Origin of the sequence: Roseiconus lacunae (assembly GCF_008312935.1) — a bacterium.
Lineage (GTDB): Bacteria > Planctomycetota > Planctomycetia > Pirellulales > Pirellulaceae > Stieleria > Stieleria lacunae.
In genome coordinates, this window is record NZ_VSZO01000043.1 from 196,273 (window position 1) to 216,909 (window position 20,637).

A 20,637-nucleotide genomic window follows, 5' to 3' on the forward strand; every position below is an offset into this window, starting at 1 on the left:
GCTTGGGGGCGATTGGACGGCTAATTTTCCAGGCAATCGGGAATTGGCGCGTCGATTCCTGTCGAGGCAGATGAGACAGCCGATCGGTGGCCCCGCGTGCTTCTCCCCCAGATGGAGATGCCCTTAGGTGGACTGAGCGGGGCGAAATTTGACTTTGGATATGTCAGTGGCTATCGTCACAGGCTGCGCCACCTTCCTAAATGGTGTGCGAGCCTCCTCCTCCGATCCCTTCTCGGATTGAATTCCCCACTCTGCAACTTTTGAGACGCATCCATGTCGCTTCGCAAGCTCTCAAGGCGTGCCCTTGCGCGCCGTCCGGGTCCCTGCCAACCAAAGCGAAGCCGCCGATTGGAAACGAAACGCAAGGTGATCGTCGAATCGCTCGAGGGGCGGCAACTGCTTGCCGCCGACACGGGGTTTATCGATTCATTGCCGACTGCCGCGGAAGCGAATTTTGGTGAGGTCGTCGTCACCGAAGAGGGCCGGGAAGCCTGTTTGGCATTTCGCGCGGTGGGAGCTCCCGAGGGCGAAGAGGTCGCCGCCGGAATTCTGGCTTCGCCGCCAGTCGCCGGCAACGTTGATGTTTCTGCGGCGATCGTGCAGCAGCCGGGGCCGCTGGACGTGGGCGACCCGTTTACATCCGAAATTACGTTTGAAAACGCGGGCCCCGGTTCGGCCGAAAATACAAACTTGACGGTCACCTTTGACGCAGGGTTGACCGGGGTGACGTGGGAAAGAGAAGTCCAACGCACCAACCCTGCCACCATCATGGTCGGCGACATCACCGACACGACCGGATTCGCTGTGACCGGTGCCTCTGGGATCGATCAATCCGGGTTGCCCGTTTCGGGGCTTGGAGACATTAATAATGACGGCATCGATGACTTCGCCGTCGGTGTGAGCGATGCGTTGTATGTGATCTACGGTGACAACAGCGGCCTGGACGATTTTGATCTGGGGGCGATCGATGGCACCAACGGATTCGTCTTTAATGGCTTTGGATCGGTCGGCGGAATTGTCCAAGCCCAGAATGCTGGCGACGTCAATAACGATGGCATCGACGACATCGTCTTGGGGAATTCCAGTGAGTCGCCGGGCGGCTTGGCGGGTGCCGGTGAAGCCTACGTGATCTTCGGTTCGGGAGCGTTTGGAAGCAGCTTTGATGTCGGGACGCTTGATGGTACCAATGGTTTTCGAGTTCCCGGGATCGCCGAAGGTAGCTCGCTCGGTGAAAGTGTCGACGGAGCCGGCGACATCAATAACGATGGTTTCGACGATGTGATTGTCGGCGCATCGGGCAGCGCGTTGGCATCGGTCGAAGGCGAAGCGTACGTGATCTTCGGCGCAGGATCATTCGCGAGCGGAACGGTGTCGCCCGCTGGATTGGACGGAAATAACGGTTTCTCGATTGCCACGTCCGAGACCGGAGCCCGATTGGGGGGAAGTGTCAGTGGGATCGGTGATTTCAACGGTGACATGATCGACGATCTGATCGTATCCGCTTCAGGTTCGGGGACGGGCAAGGTCTACATTGTCTTTGGTGACGGCAGTTATGGCGCTTCCTTTGATGTCGGTTCGATGCCGACGGTCGCTGGCATCGAAATCTCTGGATCACAGCTCTCCAGTCTTGGCCTCGGCGCCGACTTGATCGGAGATGCCAATGGCGATGGCTTGGCGGATGTCACCGTTATCGATGGTGCCGGTGTCTCCTCCAACGCGTACGTCCTGTACGGTTCGAATTCGCTGACGGGCGCGTTCGATCTTTCATCGCTGAACGGAACCAATGGCTATGTGTTGCCATTCGATTTCCAGGTGTTTGCCGGCAAGGGCGGTGACTTTAACGGAGATGGATTGGCCGACGCCGTGTTTGCCAATGCGGACTTCGTCGGTGGGTTCGTTGTCTTTGGTACCGATCAGGCGCTTCCATCGAGCGTCAATCCGCTGACCCTTGACGGGACCAATGGTTTCAAGGTGGAGTCGTCGACGTTAGAGGATGCGGCGTTTATCGGATCGTTCGCCGGCGATGTCGACGGGGATGGGTTTGATGATGTGATTTTCGGAGCACCGTTCTCGCAACCGTCATCCGGATTCGGATCATTCGGTCGATCGTACGTCATCAATGGACAGGGGACGACGCTGACCAATGGCAGCGGAGACATCAATGACACGTTTGATTTGCAACCCGGCGATCAGGTGATTTACCGAGTCGACGCGACGATCGCAGCGGGCGCGATGACGTCCACCACCGTCGATGCGGTCGCGACGGTCGATCCCGGTGAAACCGAGGACGATCCGTTGAATAACAGCGCCTCGGCCGTCACCACCATCACCGCATCGGACGTCACGCCACCTGAAGTGGTGGATGTGATCGTTTCCTCATCCGCTTGGTCAAATGCGATGATCGACGTCGTCGATGGAGCGGGGGCCGGGAATGGACTGGGGCTTTCATTGCCCGGAGCGGAGCAGACCCGTCCGGCTCCTTGGGCATCAGGAATCGATACGATCTATGTTGTCTTTAGCGAAGACGTCGGTTCTACATTTACCGCCGCTAACCTCTCATTCATTGGGACAACCCAGGCCGACTATCTACCTTCAGCAACGGTCCAGTACGGAGTTGATGGTCCAAATGTGGGAACCATCACACTAAGCCAACCAATTTTGCGAGACTCTTTGCTGTTGCAGATTCGCGATGCGGTCACCGATGCTGCTGGAAACGCTCTCGATGGTGAGTGGACCGACGATGTTAGCAACCAGTCAGGGAACGGAACTGCTGGTGGTGACTTGAACTTCCGCTTCAACGTGTTGTTCGGCGATGCCGATGGCGACGGCTTTGTTGGTACTCCCGACATTGGGATTGTCTTTGCTGCTTTGGGAACCTCACCGTCAGACGTCATTTCCTCACGCGTCGACATTGATGCGGATCAATTCATCGGGACTCCAGATATCGGGCTGGTCTTTAGCCGGCTCGGCACCGGAACGCCCGCCGCGCCGCCAATCCCAGCTGCTCTCGCCGGCGGGACTTCGCCTACAGCGATCGACCAGGCTTTTCTTGAAGAAGACTTGTTGAATGGATCGGGCGAAGGCGAGTTGGGATTAGATCTGTTCTAGACTTGCGACGGGCAATCTGAGGCATTTGGTGGCATCACCACCAAAACTATTGAATTTTGTTCAGTGAGTAGTTTAAAATCGGAAAGCTAGTGAACTTTTCACAGATGATGCACTTATGATCAAAAAAACTCTTCTTCCCATCTTCGCTTGTTTGTGCTTTGCCACGGCGGCTCAAGCTGACTTGGTGCTCAACATCGGCTCGGCGACTGTTGACGTCTCGTCGCGATCTGGAATAGCGATCGCTTCAATTGATGTGTTTCTCGAAAACAACGGCGTGGTCGCTGAAAACGCATTCGGCTACACATTGTTGTACGATCTTGATCCGGTTTCACCACTCAGTCTTCCGCTTGGTATCACCATTCCAGAAAACAACGCTGTCGTTTCTGGCAACGTTTTCCCAGGCACAATTGGTCTGACCGTTAACTCAACTGCTCCTGCTAACGGCGACATCGCAATTGCAGAGAATCAGTTTTCTGCGGTCGAATTTTCCCCCGGCGAAAGTCGCCTATTGCATACCATTAATTTTCGAGTCGACCGAAGCGTTGCGGTCGAAGGCGATTATCAACTGGTGCTCAATACGGCCGGGAACTCGGATGGGATCGCCGATTCGATTTTAACCACATACGATCCGATCGCCAGTGTGGGAACCCTTTCGATCACAGTCACCGCGATTCCGGAACCTTCGTCGTGCTTGTTCTTGGCGGGGCTTGGCGGGGTAGTCGTGTCGGCACGTCGGCGTCGACGGTCGTAGGCGACGCCCTGTTGAATCGCGGATTGCTCGCCGCTGTCGTTTGCTGCCGGGCATGTTGTGGCGGAAACCATCCGGGCTCCGCGAAAAATTTGAATCTCTGAAACCACCTAGGATCCAGTCCTGGGTGGTTTTTTAGTTGGCTTGGCGGTAGCTTTGACTCGACTTCGTTTCTCTCCGTCGATCCTGGCTGGCACCAATGATCCTGCTGATTGTCTATCTGTGCGTCGCGATTGGGTTTTCGTTTTATTGCAGTATCGCCGAGGCGGTCTTGCTTTCGATCACGCCCTCGTTCATCGCAACGTTAGCCAAGGACAAACCGAAGGTCGCCGAACGCCTGAAGCACCTGAAGGACAACATCGATCGTCCGCTGGCGGCAATTTTGAGTCTGAACACCATCGCCCACACCATCGGGGCGGCCGGGGTTGGGGCACAGGCAGCGGTCGCGTTCGAAGATGTTTCTCTCGGGGTGGTTAGCGCCGTGATGACGCTGCTGATCCTAGTGTTCAGCGAGATCATTCCCAAGACACTCGGTGCTCTCTATTGGCGATCACTCGGCCCGATCGTGGCGACGACCGTCCTGGTCTTGATCTGGTTGCTGTACCCGTTGGTTTGGCTCAGTGAGCGACTAACGAAGTTTCTTTCCGGAGGAAAAAGCCACCACACGTTGACCCGTGATGAACTCGGTGCGATGGCGGAGATCGGTGCCCAGCAAGGCGTGCTTGAAGAGGGCGAGTCGGAAGTGTTCCGTTCGTTGATGCGATTCCCACAAATCACTGTTGCCGACATCATGACCCCACGTGTCGTCGTGATCGCATTTCCACAATCGATGACGATTGGCGAGTTTATGGAAAAGCAGCCCGAATTACCGGTTTCACGTGTGCCGATTTATCAAGAGAATCTCGATCAAGTCGTTGGCTTTGTGATGCGATCCGAGTTGCTGCTCGCGGCCGCCAAAGACGATGACGATTTGCCGCTTTCGAAACTTCGCCGCGAAATGATGGCGCTCGACGCCGGTACGAGTGCGAAAGCCGCGTTCGATCGGCTGCTCGGCGATCGCCAGCACATCGCGTTGGTGACCGACCAATACGGAAGCACCCAGGGCATCGTGACACTCGAAGATGTCATCGAAACGTTGCTGGGGCTTGAGATTGTCGACGAGCACGACAAAAGCATTGACATGCAAAAATTGGCGCGAAAACGTTGGAAAGAACGTGCCAAGAAGATGGGGTTACAGATCCCGGATGAAACACAGTAGCCCGAGGATGCTTTCGGTTCCTCGGCTTTTCGCTGCGATTGGCGATGTCGGGCCGATGCAATCGGCGAAGTCTTCGCATCAAGTCAATGCATATCGACTTGATCGCGGAACCGCCGTAGGATGATCGCTGTATCAGCACGCGTGAGGACGGCACTGTCGATCGTCAAGCGCGCGTCGAGGACAAGCCCGCCGCACCAGTCACGCTCCCGAGTTTGGACGCAATGACCGAATCGATCACGACGTCACCACTGTTTTTGGCTGCTTCCGCCGACGCGCCGGCGGTCGAACCGGCGTCGCCAGGGATCATGCTGTTGTTCGCCGCCGTCATGTGCGCAACTTATGTTGGCGTCGCGGTGGAGCGTTTTCACAAAACGGTTGCTGCGCTTTGTGGCGCGGCAGTGCTGGTCATCTTGGGTTTGGTGCTTCATCTATTTGAATACCACCAGGTTTATGACTTTCTGAAGGAAGACCTGAATATCTTTGGCGTGATCATTGGCACCGGTATTTTGGTTGATGTCGTTGGCAAGAGCGGCCTGTTCCATTTTTTGTCGATGTACATCGTTCGTTTCACCGGCGGTTCGGCAACCAAGCTTTACCTGACGCTTTGCCTGGTGACGTTCTTGTTTGTCGCGGTGTTGACCATCGTTCCCGCGATGTTGATTCTTTCGTCTCTGGTTTTGGTCATTTGTCGATCGCTGAACTACAAACCGATGCCGTTTTTGCTCAGTGTGGCGATTTGCGCTAACAGTGGTGCGATCGCGACGTTCGCCAGCGGATTGCCTAACATCATGATCGGGACCGCTGCCGGGATACCGTATGCGCACTTCTTGCAAGTCAGCCTTCCGTACGCGGTCGTCAGTTTGGTGATCGCGGTCGCGGTGCTGCGTTTTTTCTTTCGCAACGACCTGCCTTGGAAGCAAAGCGATCAGCAGCGTCAGGAATTGAAAGCCCAAATCGAAACCTTTGATCCGTGGGCGATGGTCGAGGACAAACGGGTTTTGATTCGCAGTGCGACCATCCTGATGGCAACGGTAGTTGGCTTTGTTTTCGCCCAACAGCTCGGCGTGGGCATGGACTTTGTCGCCATGGTCGGCGCGACGGCCGCGTTGCTGTTCGCCGGCAAAGGCGTCGAGGATGCGATTCACAAGGTGAATTGGACTGTTATCCTGTTCTTCATGGGGCTGTTCGTGATCATCGGTTGCGTCAAGCAAACCGGAGCGCTCGCATGGGTCGCAAAACAAGTCGTCGAGTTCTCCGATAACGAAATTACCTTGCTCGTACCGCTGCTTGGTGTTTTCTCGGCGGTCGCCAGTAGCATCGTCGATAATATTCCCGTCGCGGCGACGCTCATTCCGATCGTCAAAGACATCGCTGCCGATCCGAGCGTTCCGATCGAGACGCTCTGGTGGACGTTAATCATCAGTTGCAACCTAGGCGGCAACGGAACACCAATCGGGTCGATCTCGTGTGTGATCGCGATCTATGCCCTTAAGAAAGAAGCCGGGGTCCACGTCGGCTGGGGCACGTTCTTGAAGCTTGGCGGCACGATCATGCTGATCCAAGTCGCAGGTGCGATCGGGTACATGTTGATCGCATCAGATCGTGGTTGGTTGCCAAGTCTTTAATCGCGGCGATGGCTGTGGCACCGCCGCGAGCTGATTGGCAATCGTCGTCGCATTACTTCAGGTTGCGATAGCGTTCGATCAGTTGGTTCGTGCTGCTGTCGTGTTGTAGTTGATCGGATGATTGCAGTTCGGGAACGATCTTCTTGGCCAAGACCTTTCCAAGTTCGACGCCCCATTGGTCAAACGGATTGACCTGCCAAATCACGCCTTGGGTAAAGACGCTGTGTTCGTAGAGGGCGACCAGCTTGCCCAGCACGGCGGGCGTCAGTTTTTCGATCAGCAGCGTATTCGAGGGGCGATTGCCTTCAAAAACGCGGTGCGGCGCCAGTTCTTCCGATGTGCCTTCATCGAGCACCTGCTGGCGCGTCTTGCCCATCGCGAGCGCCTCGCCTTGGGCAAAGACATTGGCAGTCAATTTGTCGTGATGATCGCCGATCGGGTTTAGTGACTTGGCAAAGGCGATGAAATCACAAGGGATCAAGTGGGTCCCCTGATGAATTAGCTGGTAAAACGAATGCTGGCCGTTGGTTCCCGGTTCACCCCAGTAGATCGGACTGGTGTCATAGTCCACATGGTCGCCGGAGAGCGTGATCGACTTGCCGTTGCTTTCCATCGTCAGCTGTTGCAGGTACGCGGGAAAGCGTTTGAGGTACTGGTCGTACGGCAGCACGGCGGTGGTCTGGGCACCAAAGAAATCGGTGTACCAAACCGTCAGCAGCCCCAGCAGCACCGGCAGATTTTTCTCCAGGGGCGCGGTGCGGTAGTGTTCGTCCATTTCACGAAAGCCTGCCAGCATCTCGCGAAATCCGTCCGGACCGATCGCGAGCATCGTCGACAATCCGATCGCGCTGTCCATCGAATATCGACCGCCGACCCAATCCCAGAAACCGAACATATTGTCGGTGTCGATTCCGAACTTGGAAACCTCGTCGGCGTTGGTCGACAAGGCGACGAAATGTTTTGCAACGGCGGATTGATCGGCGCCCAGGTTTTTCAGCAACCACTCTCGCGCCGAATGAGCATTGGTCATCGTTTCTTGGGTGGTGAAAGTTTTCGACGCGATGATGAACAGCGTTTCGTCGGCATTCAGATCGGCGGTGGCTTCGACAAAGTCGGTGCCGTCAACGTTGCTGACAAAACGGAACGTCAAATCGCGATTGGCGTAATGCTTGAGCGCCTCGTAAGCCATGACGGGGCCCAGGTCGGAGCCGCCGATGCCCACATTGACAATGTTGCGAATCGGTTTTCCGGTGTGACCGGTCCAGTCGCCGCTGGTGATCGAGTCACAGAAGCTACTCATCTTGTCTAGGACGGCGTGGACTTCGGGGACGATATTTTCGCCATCGACGATGATCTCGGCATCGCGTGGTGCGCGAAGTGCTGTGTGGAGCACCGCGCGATCTTCCGTGATGTTGATTTTTTCGCCCGTCATCATCGCTTCGATTCGCTCGGGCAACTTCGATTCCCGCGCCAAGTCGAGCAGCAGGTCGATCGTTTCGCCGGTGATGCGGTTTTTCGAATAATCGAGAAAAATCCCGCAAGCGTCGAGCGAAAACTTCTGACCTCGCTGATTATCCGAATCGAAAAATTCACGCAGATGCTTGGACTGAATTGACGCGTAGTGGGAAGTCAATTTTTTCCATGCGTTCTGGTCGGTCAAGCTGCTCATTGTTTTTGCCCGAAGAAGTGGTGCCCGAAGGAAGAGAATGGTTGGAAATGTAATTCGTTTTTATCGCGGCGAGGGCGAATGCATTGCAGCGAAGCAATGTGGCCGTTGGGTGCGCCCGGATCGCCGGTCCGGTGTGATCGCAGTTTAGCGGTATCGGTCGATCGCGTGATAGCCGGTGGCAAGCGAACGTCGGCGTATCGCACGCGTCACCCCAAGGCCGTGTAGACTGGGGATTGATCATCCCTAAGGTTATCCATTGCGAACAGATTTCATTGCGAACAGATGCGTTCTGCTTATCTCTCGATTCACACACGTCGTAAGCTCGATGTCGGTCAATCCGTCAGGAACGGAAATTTTCATGAGGGTCGTGCTGTTTTGGCAAACTCACGCAGCAGTCATTGTCACGCGGCGTCGAGCTGGGCCGGTTTGGCTTGCAAAGGTTTGGCCGTCGCGTTCGCGTGGCTCGGTCTTGCCCCGGCTGCGGAACTGAACGGAGGGGAAACGCTCTCCTTTAATCGGGACGTCCGGCCGATCCTGTCCAATCATTGCTTCGCATGTCATGGTCCAGATGAAGCTCATCGCGGTGCCGATCTGCGTCTAGACCAAGCCGAAGCGGCTCATGGATACGCGATCGTTCCCGGAAACGCCGATGAGAGCGAAATCATCGCGCGCATTTTGGAAACCGATGAGGACTTGCGAATGCCGCCGGCGGACATCGGCAAACGTTTGACCGAAGACGAAATCCAAATTCTCCGCCGCTGGGTCGACGCAGGTGCTCCCTATGAAGCTTACTGGGCGTATGTCCCGCCAAAGCCAGTTTCGATTCCGCCCGGTGTGGCAAGCGGGGTGAACGCGATCGATAGTCTGGTCCGACGCGATCTCGACCGCCAGCGGCACCATGCGGCTGAATTGGCGACACGGCGAAATCAATTGCGAAGGTTGTCGCTCGACTTGCTCGGGCTGCCTCCGTCACCCGAGCAGGTCGACCAGTTCCTTAAAGATGACCAGCCCGATGCGTACTTGCGTCGGGTCGACGAGCTGCTCGCTTCGCCTCGATTCGGCGAGCGATTCGCCGAGTATTGGTTGGACCTTGTTCGATTTGCCGACACCGTCGGCTACCACGGAGACCAGATACATAACATTGCACCTTACCGCGACTGGGTGATTGATTCGCTCAATCAAAACAAGTCACTCGATCAGTTTAGTCGTGAACAACTCGCCGGCGATTTACTAGACGAACCGACGACGGATCAATTGATCGCATCGGGGTACAATCGCTTGCTGCAAACGACCCACGAAGGCGGGTTGCAACCGAAGGAGTACCGAGCGATCTATGCGGCCGACCGAGTTCGCAATGTTTCGGAAGTCTGGATGGCGGCGACGATGGGCTGCTGCCAGTGCCACGATCACAAATACGACCCGTACACGGCACTCGATTTCTATTCGATGGCTGCGTTCTTTGCGGACGTTGACGATGAGGCGCATTTCAAGAATGGCTCCAATGCGCTACCGACGCGGCGTGAGCCCGAGATCGATGTGCTTTCGGCGACCGATCGAATGCGTTTAGAGTCGATCGATCGGGCGATCGCCGAGGCGAAGGAGCAAGGTGATACCGCTGTCGCCGAGATGCTGCGCGAGCAGCGAAAGGAGATCGATGGCCGTCGGGTGCGGACAATGATTACCAAGGCAATGCAGTCCCCGCGAGAGACGCGCTTCCTTCCCCGCGGAAACTGGCTTGATGAAAGTGGGGATGTCGTCGCCCCGGCGGTTCCGGCGTTCCTCGGGGACATTCATCGATTTGCAAAGCTCGCGCCCGACGCTCGCGCCAATCGACTGCATTTGGCGAATTGGTTGTTTGATTGTGAGGAGGGCATCGGGCGGTTGACCGCCCGAGTGTTCGCCAACCGGCTTTGGTACCTCTACAGTGGTCAGGGCATTAGCCCATCGCTTGCCGATTTCGGTGGGCAGGGCCAGCCTCCTCGCCATAGCGCGTTGCTCGATCACTTAGCCGGCGTGTTGATCGACAGTGATTGGGATATCAAGGCGACGGTACGGATCATCGTGACGAGCGAAACGTACCGTCGTCAGGTCGCGGCCGCGTCCGAACTGCACAACAAGACTTCGCAATCAGAATTAAGTAGTTTGGTCGGCGCCGTGCAATCCGGTCACCGACTTCCCGCCGAAACGGTACGCGATTCACTCTTGTTCATTTCAGGATTACTGGATGATCAAGTCGGTGGCCAAAGTGCGAAGCCGTTTCAGCCGGCCGGGTATTATCGCCACTTGAATTTTCCCCGTCGGACATACCAGCATGATTCCGGTGCGATGCAGTGGCGGCGAGGCGTGTACACGCACTGGCAACGTCAGTTCGTTCATCCGATGATGAAGGCGCTCGACGCCCCGTCGCGAGAGGAATGCACCGCTCAGCGGTCACGCAGCAACACGCCTTTGGAATCATTAGCCCTGCTGAATGATCCGACGTTCGTGATCGCGGCCCAAGCGTTCGCCGCACGAGTCCTCCGCGAAACGGAATCTTCCGCCGGAGCCGCGACGGAGACACAGGATCGAATTCACCATGCCTTTCGATTGGCCCTTTCGCGGAAAGCCGATCCGATCGAACTGCAAACACTTCTCGACCTTTTTGACGCCGAACACAAGCGATATCAAACAGACGCGGCAGCGGCCGACGGCTTGTTGTCGCTCGCCGATGCTACCCCGATTGCTTGGCCGACGGAAAGCGGTATGGCAGAACGCGCCGCGTGGACGTCGGCTTGTCGGGTGATTTTCAATCTGCACGAAACACTCTACCGCCCCTGAGTGCCTCGCCAGCTCGCTCTCGTCAATCGTCAGCCATCCTTTTGTAAGTTCACAACTCATCATGAATCATTGGAACCGCAGGACATTTTTGTCAGGCAGCGGATTGTCGCTTGGCTCGGCCGCGTTGTCCGGTTTGCTTGGGCGATCCGGGCACGCCGCACCATTGCCGGCTGGGCTGACGAAAGCAATGGCCAATGGTCTGCCGCCGGGCATACAGGGATTGCCCAACATCCCACCACGCGTCAAGCGTGTGATTTTTTTGTGCATGGCTGGGGGCCCGTCGCATTTGGAGACGTTTGATGAAAAGCCAGAGTTGGCGCGACTCGATGGTCAGCCGATGCCGACGTCTTACACCGAAGGCCAACCGATCGCACAGCTTGCCGGCAAAGAGTTGAAGGTCCAGGGGCCACTCACTCAATTCAAACGCTGTGGGGAAAGCGGGCAAGTGATCAGCGATTTCTTGCCGTATCATCAACGTATGGCCGACGACATCTGTGTGCTCAGGTCGATGGTGACAGAGCAAATCAATCATGACCCGGCTCATACTTTCATGAATTGTGGTACGGCGCTCGCCGGTCGGCCTTCGATGGGATCTTGGGTCACGTATGGGCTGGGCAGCGAATGCGATGACTTACCCGGCTTTGTCGTCCTGACCAGTGTTGGTGGCCGGAATCCGCAGCCGATCGCTTCACGTCAATGGGGCAGCGGTTTTCTTCCCAGCCGATTCCAAGGGGTGGAGTTCAACGCCGCCGGGCCCCCGGTGCACTATGTCGATCCTCCCGCCGGCGTCGGTCACGATGGGCAGCGCCGGGTCGTCGATGCGATCGCGAAGCTGAATCAGCACCGTTTCCAAAGCGTTCCCGATCCGGAGATTCAGACTCGTCTATCGGCCTACGAAATTGCCTTTCGGATGCAAACCTCGGTGCCGGAGTTGGTCGACTTTTCTGATGAGCCCCAGGATGTTTTGGACATGTATGGCGCCAAGGGCAGTGACGGATCCTATGCGAGTAACTGTTTGCTCGCGCGACGTTTGGCCGAACGCGGTGTGCGGTTCATCCAGCTCTACCATCGTGGCTGGGATCACCATGGCGGGCTGGAACGCTACATGAAAATTTGTTGCGGACTGACCGATCGTCCGACTTGGGCACTGATCCAGGATTTAAAGCGACGCGGCATGTTGGATGACACCTTGGTGATTTGGGGCGGTGAGTTTGGTCGCACGCCAATGTTTCAAGGCAAAGGAGGTGCCGGTCGTGACCATCACATCAAGGGTTTTTCGATGTGGATGGCCGGTGGTGGGGTAAAGGGGGGGACCAGTTACGGCGCGACCGATCCGTTGGGCTACAACGCGGTCGAGAATGTCACTCACGTTCGTGACCTGCATGCGACGATGTTGCACATGCTGGGCATTGACCACAAACGTTTCAGTTACCCCTACCAGGGGTTGGACACTCGGCTGACCGGTGTCGAAGAAGCGCATGTGATTGACGACGTCTTGAGTTAACTTTGGTGCCTCGCTTAGCTAACCTCGTGCCATGATGCTGATTTGTCGCTGCGGCTGCTAAAAATAGGTTGGAATTAGCCCTGTACGCACCTGTAGTCGGCCGATACACTCTGGGGCCCGAAATCGAACAAAACTACGTCCTCGGTTATAATACGAAATCGAATGTACGCCATTATCGTTGACGGCGGTCGCCAGTACCGCGTCGAGCCAGGCATGGAAGTTGACCTGGATTACCGTGAAACCCCTGCCGGTGAAAGCCTGACGTTTGACAAGGTTCTCGCCGTTGGTGGCGATTCGGGCCTGAAACTCGGTGCCCCGACAGTCGATGGTGCGAGTGTCACCGCATCGGTCGTCGGTGCCAAGCAAGGCAAAAAACTGTACGTCCAGAAGTTCCGTCGCCGCAAGCACAGCAAAAGTCGTATCGGCCACCGCCAGCTTTTCACCCGTGTCAAAATCACTGACATCGCGGGTGCGTAATGCCTTCCGACCGGCTCACTGATTACGAGCTGGGCGATATCTTAGGCGTCGGCACCGTTGGCACGATTTATTTGGCAACGGAGAAAGAAACAGGGCGCCAGGTCGCACTGAAGAAGCTCCATCCCAAGGTCAGTCAGAACACGCTGATCCGTGCGCGGTTCAAACGCGAAATGACCATCATGGAGCGACTGCGGCACCCGAACGTGGTTGCCTACCTGGGTGGCGGGCGCGACGACGGTGATCAGTCGCTGTTCTATGCGATGGAGGTTGTCTCCGGTGGGACCGTTGCCGATCTACTCGAGTCTGGCGGTCCGTTGCACTGGACGGCCGTCGTTGAAATCTCTCGCCAGATCTGTAGTGCACTTCAGTGCCTTCATAATCATGGCGTTGTCCACCGTGATTTGAAGCCGAGCAATTTGTTTCTGACGCCTGGTGGCGAGGTCAAGCTCGGTGATTTTGGAATTGCTCGTGACCTCACCGCTGGAGATTTGACGGTCGGGCAGGTCACCGTCGGCACGCACGCCTATATGGCTCCCGAGCAGATCACCGGCGATCGGTCGGTTTCTGGGAAGGCGGATCTCTACGCCCTCGGCTGCTGCATGTTTGAAATGCTGACCTGCCGAAAAGTCTTTCTCGGTGAAAATTATGCTCAGCTGTTCGATCAGCATCTCAAGCAGAAGCCGCCCTCGGTTCGGGACTTTGCCGAGTGTCCCTTTGAGGTCGATCAGGTGATTTTAAAGCTTCTCGAGAAGAAGCCAGATGATCGTCCTTTCAATGCTCGGCAGGTCCAGGCGGTCATGTTGGAGGTCGCCGATGGTTACCGGGAGGACCACGGTGAGGCATTGCAGCCGGCCGAGGAGCACGTGTTTCCAGCCGGGCGGACGGAGTTGGTCGAGCGGATTCGTCGTCGCCTTGAGCCACAGACCCGCGAAATAAGCGGGACGCGCCTGGCGATCGCTGTATCTGTCATCGCGATCGCCATCGTCGCATTAGTCGCGCTGTCTGCGGCGACTGGTCAGTGAGTCTCTTGGTTCTGTGGTGGGGCTTGCCGAAAGTTTTGGTGATTGCGGTTTGGCGGTGTGTCGGCGCACGAAAAAAGCCTGCGGGCTAGCCAAGGCGTGTATTGGCCGGCCCGCAGGCGTTTGTGTTTGAGCTAGGTTGCCCAGCTTGGGTTGCTGCTTAGGCGGTGACGACGTTGATGCGGCGTCCTTTTTGGTCGAATTTCACGTTTCCGTCGACCAACGCAAACAGGGTGTAGTCATTGCCCTGGCCAACGCCACTGCCGGCGCGCCATTTGGTGCCGCACTGGCGGATTAGGATGTTGCCGGCTTTGACGGCTTCGCCACCAAATTTCTTGACTCCGCGGCGTTGGGCGTTTGAATCGCGACCGTTGCGGCTGGAGCCTTGTCCTTTCTTGTGTGCCATTGCTCTGGGCCTTTCTAAGTGTAGTTTTTAGGCGATTTTATGAATGCGACCACGAGAGACCGCTGATGTGCTCTGTTGAGGGCCCAGGAGGATAGCGGCCAGCGCAGCCAAATTCAAGGCTCATCGGGCTAAAACACGGTTTCGGTTCCTAGGCAGAGATGTTCATCGAGTGGGCGGGGGTGTGAACTTTAGCCTGGTCGTCCAATGGGAAGGGCACAACGCCTACCGCCCTTCGAGGCTGCGGATGACAACTGAGGCAGGCAACCACGGGCTAGCACCCGTGGCTACGGCACGTCGTTGCGTTGGGAACGGCGGGTTGCAGCTGAGCCGATCGCTGCAACAGTTGAGGGGAAACGCATCAGCTGGCAGCCTGGGCTAGGTCCGCAGGTGCCCGTTGCCTTTGACGATGTATTTGTAGGTCGTCAGCTCGCGCAGTCCGCATGGGCCGCGAGCGTGAAACTTGTCAGTCGAGATCCCGATTTCAGCCCCCAGCCCAAATACGCCGCCGTCGTTGAAGCGTGTGCTGGCGTTGACCATCACGGCAGAGCTATCGATGCCCGCGGTGAATGTCTCGGCAGCTGCGAGGCTGCTGGTCACGATCGCTTCGGTGTGGTGGGAACTGTAGCGGTTGATGTGGCTGATTGCCTCGTCGATGGAATCGACCACCGCGACGCTGATCGTCGGGCCCAGGTACTCTGCCCCCCAATCGTCGTCGTTCGCCGAGATGCTTCCTGGGATTAATGTTTTGGCCCGTTGGTCGGCGCGGATTTCTACGGAGTGTTGGGCAAGTCTTTCGGCGATTTTGGGCAGGGCCTTCGCCGCGATCGATTCGTGTACCAGGAGCGATTCACATGCGTTGCAAACGCCCATCCGCTGGCACTTGGCGTTTTCGACAATCGACGCAGCCATTTCGACGTCGGCCGTTTCGTCGACGTAGACATGGCAGTTGCCGTCGTAATGCTTGATCACCGGCATCGTTGCCTCGGCGGCGACGCGGCGAATCAGGCCTTCGCCTCCACGTGGAATCGCAACATCGATCAGGTCCCCCAGCCCGAGGAACTCGCCGACGGCAGTCCGGTCGGTGGTGTTGACCAACTGGACGGCATGTTTAGGCAGACCACATCGCTCGGCGACCTCGCACATCAGGTTGACGATTGCTTGGCTACTGTGAATCGCTTCTTTTCCGCCGCGAAGGATCACCGCGTTTCCGCTCTTGACGCAAATCGCGGCGGCGTCGGCGGTCACGTTGGGGCGGCTTTCGTAGATGAAGAACACCACGCCAAGGGGCACGCGTTTCTTGGTGATTTGCAAGCCTCCCGGGCGAGTGAATCCGTCCAGGACTTCGCCGATCGGGTCGGGTAGCATCGCAATTTCACGCAGTGCCGTTGCGATCCCTTCGATCCGCTGCCGGTCGAGCCGCAAGCGGTCGATCGCGGCATCAGTCAGCCCGTATCCGGGGGCAGCATCGAGGTCCTTGGCATTGGCTTCGATGATCGACTCAGCCCCTGAAATAAGCGCGTCGGCGGATTCGTTGAGCCAGCGGTTCTTTGCCGAGGCATCGAGAATGGCGAGTTCGGCCGAGGCTGATTTGGCGTTTCTTGCGGTTTCAGCACAGTAGGCAGCGAGGTCGGTTGCCGTGGCGGTGTTCATAACGTCTTTACGGTAAGGCTTCGATCTAGTTTGTCGTCGGTGGTCTATTTTCTCTGACTATGCGGTGATGGCAACACCCACATTCCGTCAACGCTGGTCATTCGGTAGCGTTGACGACCGGCGATCCCGCGGATACCGTTGGTCCTGCTCTCTAAAATGGTGAAAGCACCATCGGTCGCATGGGCCGTCGGCTCACGGCAAAGCGAATCGTTTCAATCACGCATCCTTTTCGATAATCTCTCCAACCTGCACGAGCTAAGCGGCGGCTATGAAGTTTTTATTCCTCGGTGATATTGTTGGTAAACCGGGGATGAGTGCCGTGTTGCAGAACGTGCAGCGAATCCGTGAAGAGCTTGACCTCGATTACGTCATTGCCAATGCGGAAAATGCTGCCGACGGATCGGGGCTATTGCCCAAGCAGTTCGATACGTTGATCGACAATGGGATCGATGGCGTGACGCTGGGCGATCATATCTTTCGCCGCAAGGACATTATTTCGTCACTGCAAAAGAGCGACCGGATCGTCAAACCGGCCAACTACCCGCACCATGCCGCCGGACGCCGCTGGACGTTGATCAAACGCTCGGGGCGGAAACCCTTGGGGTTGGTCTCGCTGATGGGCCGCGTGTTCATGAAGCCAGTCGATTGTCCCTTCGAAGCGATCGATGATGTGCTGGCCGAACTCGGCGAACACACCGATCACATCTTGGTCGATGTGCATGCCGAAGCAACGAGCGACAAGCAATGCTTGGCGCGCTACCTAGATGGTCGAGTCACGGCGGTCTTGGGAACCCACACTCATGTTCCGACCGCGGATACATGTATCCTTCCCGGCGAAACGGCATTCCAATGTGACGTCGGAATGTGTGGTCCTTACGAAAGTATCATCGGCCGAGATATCGAGCGCGTCGTGCACACCACGCGAACCGCCGAGCCATGCCATTTTCATGTCGCGACCGGCGACGTTCGGCTTTGCGGTGCGATCGTCGAAGCCGACGATGAAGGCCGCGCCTTGTCAATCGAGCGTTTTCAAGAACGCGTTGTCGTCCAGTAAAGTGGCGACCGCGTGACGTTAGTTTTGAACGTCGACGTAATTGACCACTTGCTTTCCACAGGCGATCGGAAATACCGCCTCTTGCGCAAGTTGCTTGTGGTAAAAGCTGCGCACGCTGCCGTGAAGTTGTAGCTCATCGCACTGTTCATCGACACGCAATGTTCGCAACTCGGGAACCGAGCTGCTGGCCAATACTTGTGATGCTGCGACCGCGAGATTCTTTGTGTCCGTAGTTTCCATCTTTTATCCGAAGTCTTTCCGCGAAGAAAAAGAGGCTGCCCCAATAACTATTCACACACCAACTATTTCACGTCACCTAAGACGGACCTGCCAAAAATGCCCATGATTGGCAGGAGTTGATTGATTGCTTAACGACTTTCATTCGTAACTCAAACAAAGCATAGCTTCGTTTTAATACGCTTGCGTCTTGCCAGCGGCGCAAACGATACCACAACTCACGAATTTGTGCAGCGACGGGGATTGATAGCAAAAAGATTCAAGAAACAAATTGATGAGTTCCAATCGATTTGCCTTGACCCCTGCGGGCAGGCTCCCGTATTCTCCGGCCATCACAGCGAGGCAAGGGAATGACCTTCGGGACAGACGCAAACCACGTTGTTGATTGAGCCAAATGACTGGCGAGATCCTGCACTGGCATCCATCAACATCATTGTTTTTGGTCGCTGCGGACGCATCGTTGTTGACCCCTAAACGGAGTTTGAATGGTCAACGCAGGAAGTCATTCAGCTTGGCTTTATTAAGCGTTCGACCGGCGACCGCAAGGATGCTGGTTGTCCAGTCGAACCAACAATCCACCGGCTCCCGGTCCGATAGAACGTTATCCTCCGCCCCCCTAGGATCTCGTACTGGACCGGGGGCTTTTTTCATGCGCTGTATCAATCCATCGCACCCCCAAGCTTTACACGCCGGGGCGTTCGTGTGACTTGTGTACCCTTGGGGGATCGAGTTCATACAACACAAAAATGCAGCCGGCCGATCCCCGATGACACTGTTTGTTGAAACCGACTCTCTGACGATCACGCTTGATCCGGTCGACGATCGCTGGGGGCAAATCGAAGGCGGCGAGGGTAAACCCAGCTTACCGTTAGCGGTGGCGCTCGAATTGCTTGTCTTCGCGGCGGCACAGCGACCGACATCGCCCGGGCATCCGATCACGATTCACGACGTTCGCCAGCATCGAAGATTGAGTCCGAACAGCGAAGACGCTTTCGCCATCGAATTGCGGCGAATGGGGATGTCGCGTTTGGGAACTGGCACCAACGAACCGGCGGTAAATCGTCATGTTCGCGAGCGCTGGGGGCTGTATTGCGATCGGCGCGATCGTGATGGGCAGATCGTCGAACACTCCAGCCTGCACTATTCAAGTGTGTTTGAATCCGTTGACTTCGATGTTTCAGGCGATTGGATCGATCGACTGACAGATATCGAGTTGGATCAACGGTTGGCGGATTCGATACCGCGATCGAGAATCTTTCCGGTCGTGGCTGATCCAGGCCAAGAAGACGCTGTCTCGCCCAGCGGTGCCTTCGGGCAATTACAATCGATCGGGTATGGGCGTTGCCCCGGTGCGGACGCTATCCCTGTCGCTGCGGCAGCTTTCGCGGCGCCTGACAAGTCGCCTTTATGGTGTCATCACCGTCGCCCCAGCAATGACTTGACCGGCCCCGGAGTGTTAGCCGCCGCGCTCGATCTCGTCGCGCGATTTGGCCGACGAATGATACGCGATCAGTGTGAACCGGTGGGGATCGGCCAATTGGTCATGGGGCGCCAAGTTGATGTAGGCGAACCTTTGATCGTGATCGCGAAGTGGCTGGCGACTACACCGGGACGCTCCAAAAAAGAAAAGGACGGTGGCGTTTGCACGGCCACCATCCTTGGTGCAAATGGCGATTTGGTCGCCAAGTTGATCGGAGTTGATCTGATCTCCTTTACGGAAACTGACGTGATCGAACGTAGTGTTCCGTCCTAGCGATCAACCGGACGGTGTTAGCCACGGATGTGTTTGAATATCAGCCGTTTGGCGTTAGCCACGGTTAAGTGGGAACAACCGGAGCTAACGCTCGTCGGGTGATCGATCGCAGTTCTCGATTCGCTTTCCGTATCAGACGCTTGGCGTTAGCCACGGTTGGGTTGTAATAACCGGAGCTAACGCTCGTCGGCTGATCGATCAACCCCGAGTTTCGAATCGCAACGACGCACGTGTTAGCGAACTATCGAGGTTATGCCGCTCGGCGAAATGGTGCTTCAACAGGAACGCTCTGAATCCGCGTTCGCCGTGCGACCTCATCGGGTGTTGCGACGCAGGCGACATCGATCGCTCGCCGGGTTGCGGCAAGGCGGTTTCGGTGTTTTGCCATTCCCAAGGCTTCTCCAACCGAGCTTTCACCAAACACCGCGGTCATCATACTTGAACCGAGTGAAGGCACGTGATTGCTTGAAAACAAGTGGGCTTGGATGGAACCGAGCAGTTGACCACGATCGAAATCGGAGGCATCTTCAAATGTGACCGATTGTGAACAGTCCACTTCAAAGCCCTTGGCAACTCGAATCGACCAGCCACTGCGTCGTAGCAAACCGCCGAATGCATATGCAACCGCGATGGGGTGATTCATCGCCGGTGCGACCGCTTCGAGCAGGTCTTTGAGTAGGTGGCGACGAATTACAACGCCGCCTAAGAAGAATCCGTCGATCGAACCTGTTTGGGTATCTACCGGCTGGCAAAGTCGAGCCGAGGTGTCGTTCCAGCCGGCCGCGTTTCCGCGACGACGATCGCGTTGCTGCTGTGGAACGATTGCCCCGACAGTATCTTCGTCGAACGATTCGATCGCAGAGTCCAGCCACTGGGGGTGAACTTTGGTTCCGCTGGTGAGAATTTGAACCAGGGGCGCCGTGGTCGAATCAAATGCGTCACGCACTTGATCGACAAGGTTGCTCGAACGGGCCGTGACGAGTGCCAGCTCACCGGCCAATTCAAAGGGGTCTTCGTAGCTGCCGTTGTGCACCGCAACGATTTCGCAATCATCGTCGGCGTTCTCCAGCACACTCAACAAGGTGTCTTCGAACAATTGGTGTTCACGTTCGAGAGGCACGATTACAGATACGCGGTGGTTCCGCAAAGCGTTTGACACTGGAAATCTCCAGTCAAGCGAAAGAAACGTCGTCGCCGTTCAGCGGGCGAACGAAAGATTGCATCGGATCGTTGGCACCCGATTTTCAATCGCGGAAGGGTGGATCCCCTATGTGATAATCGGCGCTGGCATCTCCAGCGGAATAATCGGCAA

The 20,637-nt window shown here is 56.5% G+C and carries 15 protein-coding genes; 10 read left to right on the top strand and 5 right to left on the bottom strand.

The genetic code is table 11. The features are described 5' to 3' along the window. Nucleotides 1–348 precede the first annotated feature (348 nt). The 4 genes from FYC48_RS23020 (at nt 349) to FYC48_RS23035 (ending at nt 6,739) form a co-directional block, all read left to right on the top strand. Nucleotides 349–3,108 (top strand): beta strand repeat-containing protein, encoded by a 2,760-nt coding sequence (locus FYC48_RS23020; protein WP_160149724.1) that lies wholly within the window; start codon nt 349–351, stop codon nt 3,106–3,108. Nucleotides 3,109–3,223: 115 nt separating this feature from the next. Then, on the top strand, nt 3,224–3,859 hold the full coding sequence (locus FYC48_RS23025) for a PEP-CTERM sorting domain-containing protein (RefSeq protein WP_149499133.1): 636 nt from the start codon (nt 3,224–3,226) through the stop codon (nt 3,857–3,859). Nucleotides 3,860–4,058: 199 nt separating this feature from the next. Then, on the top strand, nt 4,059–5,114 hold the full coding sequence (locus FYC48_RS23030) for a hemolysin family protein (RefSeq protein WP_149499169.1): 1,056 nt from the start codon (nt 4,059–4,061) through the stop codon (nt 5,112–5,114). A 221-nt stretch (nt 5,115–5,335) separates the two neighbouring features. Continuing rightward, entirely contained in the window at nt 5,336–6,739 is a 1,404-nt protein-coding gene (locus FYC48_RS23035) for an ArsB/NhaD family transporter (RefSeq protein ID WP_149499134.1), read from the top strand. A gap of 52 nt (nt 6,740–6,791) precedes the next feature. On the opposite strand, the gene pgi is transcribed toward FYC48_RS23035, so the two are convergent. After that, nucleotides 6,792–8,408, bottom strand: a complete 1,617-nt coding sequence (gene pgi, locus FYC48_RS23040) for a glucose-6-phosphate isomerase (protein ID WP_149499135.1) — start codon at nt 8,406–8,408, stop codon at nt 6,792–6,794. 282 nt (nt 8,409–8,690) lie between these two features. Here pgi and FYC48_RS23045 point away from each other — a divergent pair, with 282 nt between their 5' ends. The 4 genes from FYC48_RS23045 (at nt 8,691) to FYC48_RS23060 (ending at nt 14,228) form a co-directional block, all read left to right on the top strand. Beyond that, nucleotides 8,691–11,225: a PSD1 and planctomycete cytochrome C domain-containing protein gene (locus tag FYC48_RS23045; RefSeq protein ID WP_149499136.1), complete on the top strand. Its 2,535-nt coding sequence runs from the start codon at nt 8,691–8,693 to the stop codon at nt 11,223–11,225. A 61-nt stretch (nt 11,226–11,286) separates the two neighbouring features. Beyond that, on the top strand, nt 11,287–12,729 hold the full coding sequence (locus FYC48_RS23050; RefSeq protein WP_149499137.1) for a DUF1501 domain-containing protein: 1,443 nt from the start codon (nt 11,287–11,289) through the stop codon (nt 12,727–12,729). A 162-nt stretch (nt 12,730–12,891) separates the two neighbouring features. Further along, nucleotides 12,892–13,206: a 50S ribosomal protein L21 gene (rplU, locus tag FYC48_RS23055; protein WP_149499138.1), complete on the top strand. Its 315-nt coding sequence runs from the start codon at nt 12,892–12,894 to the stop codon at nt 13,204–13,206. Further along, on the top strand, nt 13,206–14,228 hold the full coding sequence (locus tag FYC48_RS23060; protein ID WP_149499139.1) for a serine/threonine protein kinase: 1,023 nt from the start codon (nt 13,206–13,208) through the stop codon (nt 14,226–14,228). Before rplU ends, FYC48_RS23060 begins: the two co-directional genes overlap by 1 nt. Nucleotides 14,229–14,385: 157 nt before the next feature. On the opposite strand, the gene rpmA is transcribed toward FYC48_RS23060, so the two are convergent. Both rpmA and FYC48_RS23070 read right to left on the bottom strand, forming a co-directional pair. Beyond that, on the bottom strand, nt 14,386–14,631 hold the full coding sequence (rpmA, locus tag FYC48_RS23065; protein WP_149499140.1) for a 50S ribosomal protein L27: 246 nt from the start codon (nt 14,629–14,631) through the stop codon (nt 14,386–14,388). A gap of 375 nt (nt 14,632–15,006) precedes the next feature. Next, on the bottom strand, nt 15,007–16,329 hold the full coding sequence (locus tag FYC48_RS23070) for a glutamate-5-semialdehyde dehydrogenase (RefSeq protein ID WP_261345088.1): 1,323 nt from the start codon (nt 16,327–16,329) through the stop codon (nt 15,007–15,009). Nucleotides 16,330–16,549: 220 nt separating this feature from the next. Between FYC48_RS23070 and FYC48_RS23075 the strand changes: the two genes are divergently transcribed. Continuing rightward, complete coding sequence (locus FYC48_RS23075) at nt 16,550–17,335, top strand: TIGR00282 family metallophosphoesterase (RefSeq protein ID WP_149499142.1); 786 nt, start codon at nt 16,550–16,552, stop codon at nt 17,333–17,335. A gap of 18 nt (nt 17,336–17,353) precedes the next feature. Here FYC48_RS23075 and FYC48_RS23080 read toward each other — a convergent pair whose 3' ends face one another. Continuing rightward, nucleotides 17,354–17,575 (bottom strand): BON domain-containing protein, encoded by a 222-nt coding sequence (locus FYC48_RS23080; protein WP_149499143.1) that lies wholly within the window; start codon nt 17,573–17,575, stop codon nt 17,354–17,356. A 763-nt stretch (nt 17,576–18,338) separates the two neighbouring features. Here FYC48_RS23080 and FYC48_RS23085 point away from each other — a divergent pair. Then, a complete protein-coding gene (locus tag FYC48_RS23085) occupies nt 18,339–19,325 on the top strand; it encodes a hypothetical protein (protein ID WP_149499144.1) in 987 nt (328 codons plus the stop codon). Nucleotides 19,326–19,575: 250 nt separating this feature from the next. On the opposite strand, the gene FYC48_RS23090 is transcribed toward FYC48_RS23085, so the two are convergent. After that, complete coding sequence (locus tag FYC48_RS23090; RefSeq protein WP_160149725.1) at nt 19,576–20,445, bottom strand: glycosyltransferase family protein; 870 nt, start codon at nt 20,443–20,445, stop codon at nt 19,576–19,578. Nucleotides 20,446–20,637 lie beyond the last annotated feature (192 nt).